10 protein-coding genes are annotated in these 14,202 nt (G+C 41.9%); 5 read left to right on the top strand and 5 right to left on the bottom strand.

All coding sequences use genetic code 11. The features are described from left to right. Nucleotides 1–4: 4 nt before the first annotated feature. Nucleotides 5–1,378 (top strand): HTTM domain-containing protein, encoded by a 1,374-nt coding sequence (locus tag AC04Q1_RS03145; RefSeq protein WP_478361722.1) that lies wholly within the window; start codon nt 5–7, stop codon nt 1,376–1,378. Continuing rightward, complete coding sequence (locus AC04Q1_RS03150; RefSeq protein ID WP_478361724.1) at nt 1,375–3,804, top strand: TonB-dependent receptor domain-containing protein; 2,430 nt, start codon at nt 1,375–1,377, stop codon at nt 3,802–3,804. The genes AC04Q1_RS03145 and AC04Q1_RS03150 overlap by 4 nt, the downstream gene beginning before the upstream one ends. Before the next feature lie 276 nt (nt 3,805–4,080). Here the strand turns inward: AC04Q1_RS03150 and AC04Q1_RS03155 are convergent, their stop codons facing one another. Further along, nucleotides 4,081–4,611, bottom strand: coding sequence for an STM3941 family protein (locus AC04Q1_RS03155; RefSeq protein WP_478361725.1), 531 nt, complete (start codon nt 4,609–4,611; stop codon nt 4,081–4,083). 40 nt (nt 4,612–4,651) lie between these two features. Between AC04Q1_RS03155 and AC04Q1_RS03160 the strand changes: the two genes are divergently transcribed. After that, a complete protein-coding gene (locus AC04Q1_RS03160) occupies nt 4,652–5,011 on the top strand; it encodes a hypothetical protein (protein WP_478361727.1) in 360 nt (119 codons plus the stop codon). 162 nt (nt 5,012–5,173) lie between these two features. Here AC04Q1_RS03160 and AC04Q1_RS03165 read toward each other — a convergent pair whose 3' ends face one another. The 3 genes from AC04Q1_RS03165 to AC04Q1_RS03175 all read right to left on the bottom strand — a co-directional run bounded on the left by AC04Q1_RS03165 (nt 5,174) and on the right by AC04Q1_RS03175 (nt 8,514). Then, nucleotides 5,174–6,280, bottom strand: coding sequence for a glycoside hydrolase family 88/105 protein (locus AC04Q1_RS03165; protein WP_478361729.1), 1,107 nt, complete (start codon nt 6,278–6,280; stop codon nt 5,174–5,176). A gap of 32 nt (nt 6,281–6,312) precedes the next feature. Next, the gene (locus AC04Q1_RS03170; RefSeq protein WP_478361730.1) at nt 6,313–6,648 is read right to left on the bottom strand and encodes a hypothetical protein; all 336 of its coding nucleotides are present in this window, start codon (nt 6,646–6,648) and stop codon (nt 6,313–6,315) included. 291 nt (nt 6,649–6,939) lie between these two features. Continuing rightward, the gene (locus AC04Q1_RS03175; RefSeq protein ID WP_478361732.1) at nt 6,940–8,514 is read right to left on the bottom strand and encodes a family 43 glycosylhydrolase; all 1,575 of its coding nucleotides are present in this window, start codon (nt 8,512–8,514) and stop codon (nt 6,940–6,942) included. 276 nt (nt 8,515–8,790) lie between these two features. Between AC04Q1_RS03175 and AC04Q1_RS03180 the strand changes: the two genes are divergently transcribed. Both AC04Q1_RS03180 and AC04Q1_RS03185 read left to right on the top strand, forming a co-directional pair. Beyond that, entirely contained in the window at nt 8,791–11,976 is a 3,186-nt protein-coding gene (locus AC04Q1_RS03180; RefSeq protein WP_478361734.1) for a ligand-binding sensor domain-containing protein, read from the top strand. Between the two features lies 1 nt (nt 11,977). Next, the gene (locus AC04Q1_RS03185; RefSeq protein WP_478361736.1) at nt 11,978–12,754 is read left to right on the top strand and encodes a response regulator transcription factor; all 777 of its coding nucleotides are present in this window, start codon (nt 11,978–11,980) and stop codon (nt 12,752–12,754) included. A gap of 89 nt (nt 12,755–12,843) precedes the next feature. Here the strand turns inward: AC04Q1_RS03185 and AC04Q1_RS03190 are convergent, their stop codons facing one another. After that, on the bottom strand, nt 12,844–14,199 hold the full coding sequence (locus AC04Q1_RS03190) for a Gfo/Idh/MocA family protein (protein ID WP_478361738.1): 1,356 nt from the start codon (nt 14,197–14,199) through the stop codon (nt 12,844–12,846). Nucleotides 14,200–14,202: the final 3 nt, after the last annotated feature.

Here is a 14,202-nt window from a genome sequence, read left to right on the forward strand (position 1 = left end):
AGCAATGGGCGCTACGGTAATGGAGCAATCATACTCCAGGTTTAATAAACAAACACATATTGCTCCCCTGGCTGTATTACGTATAGCATTTGGGAGTATTATGCTGGTGAGCACCATCCGTTTTTTATTAAAGGGATGGGTATATGCCTTTTATATTAAGCCTAAATTTCACTTTACCTTTTATGGCTTTGACTGGATAAAACCATTAGGAGCATTTGGCATGTACACGCTGTTTGCTTTATTAATCATCGCTGCCATATTAATTATAGTAGGCCTTTTTTACCGGATTGCCAGTATAACTTTTTTTCTATGCTTTACCTATGTGGAGCTTATTGATAAAACAACCTACCTGAACCATTACTACTTCATTAGTGTAATGGCCTTTTTGATGATATGGGTGCCCGCACAGCGGTATTTTTCTTTAGATGTGGTACGCAAGCCTCAATTGCTGGTTACCCAGGTGCCGCTATGGACCACTGGCATATTTAAATTCCAGCTTGTACTCGTTTATTTTTTTGCCGGCATTTCTAAATTGACTTACGATTGGCTCATTGCAGCCATTCCCCTTAAAATATGGCTGCCTGCCAATAGTCAGTTGCCTATTATTGGCGGCTTGTTAACGCAGCAATGGCCAGCTTACCTTTTCAGCTGGGCGGGTATGCTTTTCGATCTGTTGATTGGTTTTCTTTTATTAAGCCGCAAAACACGAAAACCAGCCTACCTACTGGTGATCATTTTTCACCTCGCGACAGGACTGTTTTTCAAAATCGGCATGTTCCCTTATATCATGATCTGCGTGACGGTGATTTTTTTTCCGCCAGAGACCCATATCAGGATCATTGATTTTTTAAGAAGAGTTCTTTTCAGATCAACCAATAGCACCTTAAAAACAGAAGCCGTTTATCAATTATCAGCTTATAAACCGAAACTTGTTTTTACAGTATTGATCATCCATTTTGCCATCCAGATTCTGCTCCCCCTCCGTTATTTATTGTATCCCGGCAACCTGTACTGGACAGAGGAAGGATACCGTTTTTCGTGGCGGGTGATGCTCATGGAAAAAGGTGGCACCGCTTTCTTTCATGTCAAAGATCCGGCTACAGGTAAACAGACTGAGATTATCAATTCAGCTTACCTCACCGGTTTTCAGGAAAGGCAGATGGCTACACAGCCCGATATGATTTTACAGTACGCACATTTTCTGGCACAGGAGTACTTCCAAAAAGGAATTAAAAATCCGATAGTAACGGCCGATAGTTATGTAACGCTTAACGGCAGCGGTAGCAGATTGTACATTGACAATACGGTTAATCTCGCCAAAGAACAAGAAACTTTTGCCCATAAAAAATGGATACTTCCATTTAAACAAACAGAATGAAAAAAACTATTCTATTCATTACAACGATCTTAATCATGGTCAGCCTTAAACTGGCCGCTCAAAATTTTAGCCTCAGCGGCAGTGTAAAAACAGCTTCGGGCAAAGGTATTGCCGGGGCATCGGTTGTTTTAAAAAACACTTCATACCGTACAGCCTGCGATGTGGCAGGCAATTACCGTTTACCCGATGTGGCTGCCGGGAATTATACTATCGAAGTTTCATCCGTTGGCTTTAAACAGATCACCCGTGCGGTAAAGATCAACACGGATATTGTGACAGATTTGGTGATGGAAGAGGCTGTAGAACAGATCAGGGATGTGGATGTAAAGGCTGGTAAAGAAAAAACTTTTGGTATTACGCGTTTAAACTCGGTTGAAGGAACAACCATAAACGCCGGTAAAAAAAGTGAGGTGATTGTACTTGATGATGTTACCGGAAATAAGGCGACCAATAATACGCGGCAGATCTACTCCAAAATAGCAGGACTGAACATTTGGGAGAATGATGTTTCGGGGATCCAGCTTGGTATAGGTGGCCGCGGACTGAATCCGAACCGTGTAACCAATTTTAACACCCGACAGAACGGATATGATATCAGTGCTGATGCACTGGGTTATCCCGAAAGCTATTATTCACCCCCATCAGAACTTACAGATAGAATAGAAATATTGAGAGGGGCATCATCGTTACAGTATGGCACCCAGTTTGGGGGAATGATCAACTTTAAACTTAAGGAAGGTCCTACCGACAAGGCAATCGAGGTTACTTCCCGCGAAACGGCCGGATCATGGGGCTTTTTCAATACCACCAACAGTATAGGCGGGACCATTAAAAAAGTGCAATATTATACCTTTTTTCAGCATAAACAAGGTGATGACTGGCGGCCAAACTCGCAGTTCAATGTCAATACGGCTTATGCGGGCATTACCTACAAAGCTACCGAAAGGCTTGCTTTAACATTCCAGTATACTTATATGGATTATCTGGCACAACAACCAGGCGGCCTTACCGACGCCGGCTTTAATTCAGATCCACGCCAATCGATACGCGAAAGAAACTGGTTCAAAGTAAACTGGAACCTTGGGGCCTTTATATTGGATTATAAACTGAGCGATCATTTAAAACTCAACTCCCGCTTTTTTGGCCTTTCTGCCTCACGTGATGCCCTTGGCAATTTAGATTATATCAGCAGGGCCGATCCAAATGACGACCGAAATTTATTTAAAGACAAATACGGTAACTATGGCAATGAAACCCGTTTACTTTATTCGTATAAACTAAAAGGCAATCCGCAAAACCTGTTATTGGGCCTAAGGTATTATCATGGAAATACCGACCGGGAACAGGGTTTGGGCAATAATGCCAAAACCGGTACAGGATCCGATTTTGATTATAATCCTGCCGATAATGATTACTATTCGAAATATGATTTCCCCAATGAAAACGTTTCTGTATTTGCCGAGAACATCTTTAGGATCACCCCAAGGTTCAGTATTATACCGGGAATCAGGTTCGAAAACATTGTAACTAAAGCCAATGGTTTTTACACACAGGTAAATAAAGACTTTGCAGGAAACATTATTTACAAAAAACTCACCAACGAAGACAAAAATAACGGCAGGAGTTTCGTTATCGGAGGTATTGGCCTGAGTTATTTCAAAAGCGAGGCCATGCAGTTTTATGGCAATATATCGCAGAACTACAGGGCCATTAATTTTAACGACATCCGGTCGATCAATAAAAACATCCAGGTCGATCCCAACCTGCAGGATGAAAAAGGTTATTCGGCAGATCTGGGTATGCGGGGCAATGTATCGGGCGTGTTTAATTATGATGTGAGTGTATTTGCCATTAATTATGACAACAGGATCGGTACGGTTGATACCGTAGACGCCAACTTTAACGATTACCGTTACCGCACCAACATCTCTAAATCGCGCAATATCGGATTGGAATCTTTTGCGGAATTAGAGTTACTTCATTTTATCGCCCCTCAGCAAAATAACACCAAGCTATCCGTTTTCATCAACCTTGCGCTGATTGATGCGCGGTACATCAGCAGTAAAGTATCGGCCTATAATAACCGCAAGGTAGAACTTGCGCCAGATGTCATATTTAAAACCGGACTAACCTATCAATATAAAAAATTGTCAGCAAGTTACCAGCTGGCCTATACCAGTGAGCAGTTTACGGATGCCACTAACGCCGCTTTTACCAGCAATGCCATTAATGGATTAATACCGGCTTATACTGTTATGGATCTTTCGGCTGCTTATCAATTTAATAAAACCTTTAGTCTGCAGGGATCCGTAAACAACCTGGCCGATGAGCGCTATTTTACGAGACGGGCTGATAGTTATCCGGGGCCGGGCATCGTGCCCTCTGATGCAAGGGCCTTTTATATTACTTTACAGGTAAAGTTATAAAGCAGCTTAAAAATTTGCTTTTCATTTCAAATAAAAAGATAAGCTCATGCGGTCTAAGCATTGCTTTTGCTAGTACAAAAGCAATGCTTAATGATCAGCACCTGATAACACCACCTGTTGTAAAATTGATTAACGGTTGAGAGGTAGTCACTACGCATTTAATACAGATATTATCCGGATTTATCTGTCACATGTCCGTTTTAGCCCTTAGTTCTTCACAAGCATTTCTGCCCCCCTTTTTAATGGACTAAAGAAGGTTAAGGGACAGAATAAAGACTAAGGTTTTTCGATTTTTTCTTTTGGACGATCATTATCCAATTTACCGGTCCCTTTATAAAAATGCCAGTAACGCTCAAGTAGTGAAAGCAGCTCATCATGCTTCATGTTGATCTCATCGCTGCTCAGGTGCATAATGAATGTTTTTCGGGCTACGCGTTCTTTTTTCTCCAATCTTGACTGGTATTTTTCGGCAATGGCCTCGTTCGCATGAAGCTCAATGCCCTTCACCAACCAGAATACCCGTGTATTTCTTATCTCATTGATATCTGCCCATAAAACCAACCCTGTTTTGGCACCGTTCACCGTCATCCCTGAAAGCACTCCTGCCTCTGATAAAACAAGAACTGGTTTGCGGTTAAACAACCTGATCAGCATATAACAGAAAGCTACGGAGCAGAGCCCAAAATACAAAATAAAAGATGCGCTGGGAAAAGATATAAGGAAAGCAACCACAGTTCCTAAAGCTATGATTAACCCCAAAAGCACCAACCTTTTCTTAAGGCTGGGGAATAACTTGATTTCTTGCATATCTCAATATACGATACATTGGTTTTATATTGCTTACATCATGATTTTTTTTCTTCAACCCAACATCATTTATGAACAGATTATTTTGCCAAAACAATACACCATTTTCAAAGGTTTTGAGGAAATGAAGGCATTTAATATCTACATCGACCATAATGATCAACAGATCACCCTAACCATTATCCCAAAAGATGATTATTTCAAGATTGTGTATTTCGGCGGAATTTTAGGTGCAATAAGAAAGCAGGGATCTGACTGGATTTTACTTGAAGCAGATGAAATTGAACCTGGGGAACCGGCGCCATTTGATTATAAACAAACAGCAGATGGTCATCATATCACGCTTGGTGTGGCCGAGGTAAACCTGATTTCAGGGGCAATAGAAAACCATTTAAAATAGCAGACTGGTATTTTGGCTTCAATATTTTCATGATCTTGTACTTCTCCTTATCGAAGATAAACCCGGGGTAAATAGCCCGGGCTGATCGGAGTGTGCATCCGCCGGCCGTATGAGAGCGACCGGCGTTATGACCAAATACAGCACACTTATTCTTCTTGCTATTTATTTTTCCAACAGCGCATAAACACACCACAGGTATGGCGACTGCCCATGCGAATCGCCCACATTACGCGGACGGTCGTAATAATATTGTTTGTCGTTCTTTTTATTGGTTCCTACACACACTTCTGCAACATCTCCTTTTTCATTGATGTAGGGTACCATAGCCAACCAGGCTTTTCGCGCTACTGGTCCATATTCCTGCTTATCCAGCCAACCCTGTTTTACTCCGCTGATCAGTGCATAGGTAAACATCGCAGATCCTGATGTTTCGGCCCAACAGTCTGGCTCATCAATCAATTGATTCCACATTCCACTTGGCCTTTGGTAATCTTTCAGGCTTTTCATCATTGTTTCATAACCCTTAAGTATGCGCGGGCGGTCTGTATTATCTTTAGGTAACAAGCGCAACAGTTCCGTCATGCCTGCAGCCATCCAGCCATTGCCGCGCCCCCAGTAGAAGGGCACATCGGGCGCATGGTAAAAAAGGCCGTTGGGGCGTTGAAGTTCATCCAGATAAAGTACCATCTCTTTCGCAGCACGGTCAATATATTTTACATCTCCGGTTGCTTTGTAAGCCTGGGCCTGAACAATGGTAATCATATACATATCGTCAATCCACATGCGTGTTTGCCATGAAAATCCTTTATTGGCCCACTCCTTTTGTTTTGCATCTGCAGTTTGAGGAACAGCCCATTGGGTATCTGCATACGGTATACCAAGGTCGAAATAACGCTTGTCTTTAGTAATCAGATACAATTCCAATGGCAGGCTGCCGAACATATTCAGGTCAACATGGTTCATAATCGGCAACAATTGCTTTTCCTGGGAAGTTAGTTTCTCAAACCTTTCTTCCAGAAGGGATAAGAGTTTTTTATCTTTTGTTAATTTAGCATACTTAAGTGCTCCGGTCCAGTTGAACGTTTCCGGATAGCTGATCCACTTTCCTGCATGCAGCATATGTTTTCTATCCAGGAAACGGTAAGCTAAGCGTTTCCCTACTTCTTTTGGGCCAGATCCTTCAGGAAAATCTTTTAAAAGATTGTTCTGGGCAAACAGGAACTGGGATGAAATTAAGAGTACAAATAAGGCAATTAATTTTTTACACATATTGATTTATAATTTGGTTTAAAGTCTATTCCCTACAGGAAAAATTTTTCTTTTAAAAAGATGTAATCAGATACGACATTTAACATCGTTTCATAATAAACGTTCCTGTTTACGCCTTCACCTTTGAAGCATACCATATGACCATTACCCCTGCCGATTTCAGAAAAAACCAATTTAAAATCTGGCGAATAAAGCCAGGAATGCAATGCTGAATGGGATTGATCAATGTGGCAGTCGATACTATATTCCCTCGGAGATAAACCCGTAAAACTTAGGTTGTATACCACTGGCAATTCAACGATGCCATAACCCAAAAGATCGATCAGGACTTCTATTTTTTTAACTACTTTTTCGATCATCCTTTCCATACCGTTGTTTTTAGCATTACGAGCTGTAAAAAAGTTAGGGCCATAATTCTTTTGGGTAGGCGCTTATATTTCATATCTGGTTAAATTATTGGGTGCGGGAAACCTTATGGATAAACCGGCACGGGTAACTAAGCGGATTTACTAAGCTGTAGTGCAGGCTTTATATTCGGTTTTCTGGTAGCAAAGTAAAATAATGCGGTCAATAAAAACTGTTCATTCCTTTGTCGTTTCATCTCAAATTGATATGGATGGTTTAACGCTTGCGTAATTCTGATACAGTTACAAACAGCATTATTCTCCAACAGGAACCGGAATGTTGAGTCCTGTTGCTACAGCAGTTCCAAAATTTGGTGAGCCATCTGCATTCCACGTTAGCTTTTGCATCCGCGGTGTTCTGGATCCATTACCGGTATTGGCTACACTGCGCGCATGGTATATAAACCAATTTTCACTGTGCAACACCCCGTTTGGATCGGTATAGCTACTGGTAAAAAAGCCATTGTGACCAGGGCCATACACCCCATTCACATCGCTTTTAACAAATACCTGCTTTTTATTGATCCAATCGGCAGGTAACAAAGGATTGCCCCCGGTTTTTAACTGAATCTGTGCCAGGCAATAATTATCGCTGCTGTATCTGCTGGCAGAATAAATAATAAATACCGGACTGCTGGCATCCTTTCTGAGCATGATCGGCCCTTCGTTAACACCCGCACCTAAAGAACCACTGGGTTCATATTTTTCCCAGTTATTGGTTGGCGATGATATTTTTACCCGGTCACCACTTATCGTCCAGGGGTCAGACATTGGTGCAATGTAAATGTATTGCTTAAACTTAGTGGCTACATTTTCCCATCCCGACCAAATAAAATAGTTTGTTGTACCAATGGTCAAAATAGAACCGTCAATAGCCCATTGATCACTTGGATCGCTGACTTTCCCTTTAAAAGTCCATGTTCCGGTAGTTGGGTCGGCATTGGAATTTTCCAGTACAAACATGCGGTGGCTTACATCGCCTCCATCATTGGCAGCAAAGTAGAGATACCATTTACCAGAGAGAAAATGTAACTCGGGCGCCCAGATATTGGAAGAATAAGCGGCACCTGCCGGGGGAGTCCACACCACTGTTTCTACTGCTGTGGATAACAGCGACATCGATCTGGTTTTTCTGAGTCCGATATTATTGCCCCGAGTATACATAAAATAATAATAGCCATCTTTTTGGGCAACATAGGGATCAGCCCGACTTGCATTGATCAATGGATTCTGGAAATTGGTATCATGGAAATTAAACATCCCCTGCGTACCGGTTAGGGTTATTTTTTGCCTTATTTTGGCACCAGGTGTACTGCTTTCAGGATCAACGGCCATTTTCATGCCCGTGGCTTTGTTGGTAAGGGTATATACATTATTGCTCCCCGTATAATCGATAGTCCACTGTTGCGCATCACTACCGTCGTCGGTACCTTGTTGCAAAATGGCTCCAGATGTAGCTGAAGGCGATTTCAAACATTTATTGCTGGTGATATTGATCAGTTTGTAATGGGTGGCATCGGTTTTTACCAGCTTCCATTTCTGCCCGTTGTTAGGAAACCACGACCATTGCTGGATGGCAGCATTTTCTGCCGTTGAGTTACCGGTAACCTCAACCACGGGGCCATCTGGTAAGGATGACATGCCGCGGATCCGATATATTGCCCCGTCAATTAAGGTGCCTAACGGAGGTGCTGCCGCAATTACATTTAATGCTGCCAGTTTCCCAACTTTGTTTAGGTCATCAGTTCTATCGGTTGATGGACCTTTCTGACAAGAACCTGTTAAAACCAACAATGTGGCTGTCACACGAATCAATAATTTGTTTCTCATAAAAAGCACTAAAACTGCATAGACATGGTAAGCCGGTGGAAGAAATTTGCAGCAAGGTTATTAATTTGGTTAAATATCGAATCAAAGTAAAGCAATGATACCCGTAAAATTTGTTCATCTTTTTGTTGATATGTCTCAAATCATTCTATCAAAACCAAAGCTTAACACACAACAAACTGATAATCAACAACCAACAAAACAGCCGATCTGTAACAAAATGGTGCAAGAGCTGAGCGATGGATCACAGCACATTCTATTTATATATATTTGATATTCATGATTAAACGGTTTATATTATTCCTTTTGTTATTGGCTCCCTTTCTTGCGGCTCCGACTTGCAATGGGCAATCTCATTATTTTAAACAGTACCAGGCTGATGATGGCCTGGCCCACAATTCGGTACAAGCTATTATTCAGGACAAAAAAGGTTTGATCTGGATTGGAACCAGGGGTGGACTCAACCGCTTTGATGGTTATACCTTTAAAACCTTAAAAAACGAAAAAAGCAAATTCGGGAATATTGGCAATAATATCATCATCAGTCTTGTTGAAGACAAACAGGGTATGCTGTGGATCGGAACCGGTCGTGGCCTTATTAAATACAATCCTTACAATGAAGTATTTACGCCGCTCGAAAAGGCTCCACAGAATTATATCAGTCACATTATAATCGATCACCATAACGACCTGTATTTTTTGGCCAACAATGAATTGCATCAATATATTCAGCGCAGCAACAAGGTACTGAACCTGAAAATTTCGGCCTCCTGCATCGCCATTGATGCGCAGGGAAACATTCTGATGGGCAATGACGACGGGCAATTAATAATTTATAATCCGCAAAACAGATCGAAGACAAGTATCAGGATCATCAGTCAGAATGTTCCGGTAAACCTTCGCTCCATCAGTAAAATATTTCCGGCTGCTGGTAACAAGCTATTGATAGGCTGTTTTAAACAAGGCCTAAAAAGTTATGATACCAAAACTGGACTGATTAAGTCGCTGATCTTGCGCAATAGTGATAATACTGATATTTATGTCCGTGATATTACCGAAGGAGAAAATCAGAAGTACTGGATCGCTACAGAATCTGGTATTTATATTTATGATCTGGCAAGCAATACCAGCCAAAATCTCCGTAAAAAAGCCGGCGATCCTTACTCCCTCCCTGATAATGCCGTTTATACCATTTGTAAAGACAATGAGGGGGGGATGTGGGCCGGTACTTACTTTGGCGGATTGGGCTACTATTCAAAGCGCAATGCAAGGTTCGAAAAGTACTACCCGCTTTTGGGGAGCAATTCCATTTCTGGAAACGCAGTAAGAGAGATTTGTCCTGATGAAAAGGGCAATTTATGGATAGGTACCGAAGATGCAGGCATCAATAAATTAAATTTAAAAACAGGCATTTTTACCAACTATACCGCCAAAGGCAACAAAGGTGATGTATCCTACCCGAATATCCATGGCTTATTTGCATTCAATAACCAACTGTTTATTGGCCCATTCCTTCATGGGCTGGAAATCATGGATATCAAAAAAGGAACCGTTACCGACCGGTTTAAAACTATTGTTGAAAAAAATGAAGCGACCAGCGATTTTGTATTGTCTATATACGTATCCAGAGACAGTACCATTTATGTAGGTACAGGTTATAATACCCGATCGGGACTGTTTGTATTTAATCAAAAGGCCAGAACATTTAAACGGATCGAACAGATTCCCAATTCATCCGTTTACGACATATACGAAGACAGTTTTGGTTACATCTGGACAGGGAGCTTTACAAGGGGTGCATTTTATTACCATCCCAAAACAGGCGAGCACGGCAACATCAGCTTAGACGACGATATTAAAGACAAAAATGTAAGCCATTTCGCGGTTTGCGGTATCATGGAAGACAGCAACCATGCCATGTGGTTTACCACTCAGGGAAGTGGCCTGATCAGGCTGAGCCCGGATAGGAAGGTACTAAAAAAATTTACGACCGAAAATGGCCTGCCCACCAATATCCTGTTCCGGGCGCTTGAAGACGATTCGAAATGCCTGTGGATAAGCTCACTTAAAGGACTGATATGCTTGGATTTACGTACTGAAAAAATAAAGATTTACACCAAATCCAATGGATTGATAGCCGATCAGTTCAATTTTAGCTCTGCCTATAAAGATCAGAACGGCAAAATGTTTTTTGGATCGGTAAAGGGAATGATTTCTTTTAAGCCATCTGATTTTGAGCAGAAAGATATTGCTCCCCCAACTTTCATTACAGGCTTTCAGATCAACAATCAGGAAGTTTTTCCAAATACCGAAAATAGTCCGTTAACAAAATCCATTTCTTACACCGATACTATAGTGCTTGCGCACGACCAAAATAATTTTAATATCGAATTTGCTGCGCTTAATTATGCCTCACCCGAGGTGACCAGGTATGAATACCAAATGGAAGGTGTAGACCAGGTGCCCACCTACCTCAGCAACAATAGAAAGGCATATTTCACCAATTTATCTCCCGGCAGTTACACATTTCTGGTGCGGGCAAAGAGCAATGTGGGAAGCTGGACAGGTAAAGAGCGTCGGCTTTTTATTAAAATCCTTCCACCTTTTTGGAAAAGTATTACGGCATACATTTGCTACCTGCTGATGATTGCAACATGGCTTTTTCTGGCGATACGCTATTACCACCGTTACATCGAACGAAAAAACCTCAATAAGTTACAGCTGTTTGAACACGAAAAGGAAAAGGAAATTTATGAGGCCAAAATCGAGTTTTTCACCAACATCGCCCACGAAATACAAACCCCGCTGACCCTGATTTTGGGGCCGGTAGAGATGATGATCGAAGAGGCTGACGGCCAACCTATTAAAAGTAGTTTGCTTATGGTTGAAAAAAACGCCAACCGTTTGGCTAAGCTCACCAATCAGTTGCTTGATTTCCGAAAAACGGAAATGCATCAGTTCGGTTTAAATTTTGTGAATACCGATATCAATGTCCTCTTAAAAGAGCAGATTGATGCTTTCAAACCCGAGGCACTAAAAAGCAATATCATTCTAAATCTTGACCTGCCTAAAAACCATATCATTGCCTTTGCGGATAGAGAAGCTTTGGTAAAGATCTGCAATAACCTGATTTCTAACGCCATAAAATACGGAGCGAGCAGAGTGGATGTAAAGTTAACTGCATCTGATCAAACAAACGGACACTTCACCATTACCTTTACCAACGATGGCAGAGGCATACCACAACAATACCAATCACAGATATTCGAGCCCTTTTTCAGGTTATACGGCAAAGATAAACCTGGTACGGGAATCGGCCTTTCGCTTGCGAAATCGTTAAGTGAATTGCATAATGGTTCGCTAAAATTATTGGAAAGCAACGTTAACAAGGTGGTTTTCGAGCTAAATTTACCAATTCACCAAAAATTCGAGTTTAAGCTGAGCAGTTGGAAAAAGATAAAATAATATGACTGATAGTATTCTAATTATTGATGACAATGAGGATATCCTCGAGTTCCTGACACAAGTTTTCGGGAATACTTACAAACTACACCTGGCCATTAATGGAGCGTTAGCACAGGAAATTCTGGACAATGAGATCGTAGATCTGATCATTTCAGATATTATGATGCCCGGGATTGATGGTTTTGAACTTTGCAGACTGATCAAATCGAACGTAGAATATTGCCACATCCCAATTATACTGCTGACTTCCAAAAACACCTATAAGGCCCACATTGAAGGACTGGAAGTTGGTGCCGATCTTTATATTAAAAAACCATTTTCACCGCAGCTCTTACGGGTTCAGGTGGCTAATCTGCTGCAGAACCGTTTAAAAATCAAGGCCCATTTTGCAAATGCGCCCTTCGAAGATGTGCGCGTAGTGGCCAATTCAAAAATAGAAGAAGCATTTTTAAAGAGGCTGGATGAATATGTCCGTAAAAATATCCAGGATCCTTATCTGGATATCGACCAGCTAGCCGAGCACATGCACATGAGCCGTCCTACCCTTTACCGCAAAATAAAGGCGATTTCGGCCCTATCGCCTAAAGAATTAATTGATGTTACCCGCCTTAAAAAAGCCACCAAATTGATTGCCCAGAACGAATTCAGTTTCTTCGAGATTGCAAAGATGGTGGGTTACAGCTCCCAAAGCCTGTTCAATAAAAATTTCCTGAGGTATTTTAAGGTAACGCCACAGGAGTATATGAATTCGTTGGCCAGGGATACGAAAGAGGAGTAAAAAGTAAGCTGATTTTTTCTAAAATATCATCAAAAAAGATCAGGGATGCCTGAATTTTCTCCAGTGCATCCCTGATCAGTTGAGAGGCGTTAATATTTGAATATTTTTCCTTCTGCCATTACCTGCTGACGGGTGGCATCAAAAGTTGCTTTTCCTCCGGTACGCACCGCAGCATTGGTCATGATGTTGGCAATAGAGTGCATATAACCTGCTTCTACCGGGGCATTAGGTTCCTTTCTGCTCCGGATACACTCCAGCCAGTTGCGCATATGGTTAGAACTTAACACATCGGCACCGGTGTTGGCCGATGCCGCAGCAGCAGATGGCGCAGCAAGTTTGATTTCGGGTAAAAGATTCGGCTTCATCTTCATTGCAGCTGCCGCTCTTGCCGTTAAACCTCCATGAGGTGATATGGTATTGGTAATGAGGTTTAATTCTCCTCCGTTTGAATAATAGATTTCTGCCGGTCTTTCATCACCATTATGCATCCTGGAAGTAAATACCACCTGGAAACCTTTGGTCATGTCGTTAAGCGGGCCATAATCAAAAACAGCTGTCGTGGTATCCCAATTGCGGCGACCATCTTTCCATTGATAAATGCCACCGTTGGCGGTCACGCTTCGCGGGTGAGACAATCCGGTAAACCAATGTACGGTATCGATCTGATGGCTCATCCACTGCCCTGGCATGCCTGAGGAGTAGGGCCAGAAAAGGCGGTATTCGAGATAGATCCTTGGATCAAAGGCTTCGTATGGGCGGTTTAACAAAAAGCGTTTCCAATCGGTATCCTGTTCTTTCAACCTGGCTACAAGATCGGGACGGCGCCAACGGCCGGGCTGGTTGACATTCCAGCTCAACTCTACCATGGTAATATCGCCAAATTTACCTTCTTTGATAAAATCGGCAGCAGCCTGATAGTTTTGTCCACTGCGCCGTTGCGAACCAATCTGTAGAATCTGCTTCGAAGACCTTACGGCTTTTAATGCGGCATTGGCATCATCCATGGTTTCGGCAAAAGGTTTTTCGCAATACACATCTTTTTTGTTTTTAACGGCTTCGATGGCATGCGATGCATGTGCAAAATCAGGCGTGCTGATGATAACGGCATCAAGATCTTTCATTGCATAAAGTTCATCGTTGTTTTTACAGGAAGTAATGCCATGCCCGATCTTGTTTTTGATATGATCAGCCCCCAGCTCACGGCGGTAGTTCCATAAATCAGAAAGTGCAACAATATCAAAATTCAGTTCTTTGTTATGGTTTAAAAAGCATGGAAATAGTGTATCCTTAAAGCGATCGGAAAAACCGACCACTCCAACCCTAACCCGATCGTTGGCACCAATGATATTCGCATAACTTTTGGCCGACATCCCAAAAGTACCTACATAGGTTCCTGCTGCCGCAATTGCAGCCTTCTTTATAAAATCTCTTCTCGATTCTTCCATAAC

The organism is Pedobacter humicola (assembly GCF_056490705.1).

What these genes read in the sequence shown, in the direction of transcription:
- AC04Q1_RS03145 (WP_478361722.1), top strand. Translation starts at nt 5, where the DNA reads ATGGGCGCTACGGTAATGGAGCAATCATACTCCAGGTTTAATAAACAA.
- AC04Q1_RS03150 (WP_478361724.1), top strand. Translation starts at nt 1,375, where the DNA reads ATGAAAAAAACTATTCTATTCATTACAACGATCTTAATCATGGTCAGC.
- AC04Q1_RS03155 (WP_478361725.1), bottom strand. Translation starts at nt 4,611, where the DNA reads ATGCAAGAAATCAAGTTATTCCCCAGCCTTAAGAAAAGGTTGGTGCTT.
- AC04Q1_RS03160 (WP_478361727.1), top strand. Translation starts at nt 4,652, where the DNA reads ATGATTTTTTTTCTTCAACCCAACATCATTTATGAACAGATTATTTTG.
- AC04Q1_RS03165 (WP_478361729.1), bottom strand. Translation starts at nt 6,280, where the DNA reads ATGTGTAAAAAATTAATTGCCTTATTTGTACTCTTAATTTCATCCCAG.
- AC04Q1_RS03170 (WP_478361730.1), bottom strand. Translation starts at nt 6,648, where the DNA reads ATGGAAAGGATGATCGAAAAAGTAGTTAAAAAAATAGAAGTCCTGATC.
- AC04Q1_RS03175 (WP_478361732.1), bottom strand. Translation starts at nt 8,514, where the DNA reads ATGAGAAACAAATTATTGATTCGTGTGACAGCCACATTGTTGGTTTTA.
- AC04Q1_RS03180 (WP_478361734.1), top strand. Translation starts at nt 8,791, where the DNA reads ATGATTAAACGGTTTATATTATTCCTTTTGTTATTGGCTCCCTTTCTT.
- AC04Q1_RS03185 (WP_478361736.1), top strand. Translation starts at nt 11,978, where the DNA reads ATGACTGATAGTATTCTAATTATTGATGACAATGAGGATATCCTCGAG.
- AC04Q1_RS03190 (WP_478361738.1), bottom strand. Translation starts at nt 14,199, where the DNA reads ATGGAAGAATCGAGAAGAGATTTTATAAAGAAGGCTGCAATTGCGGCA.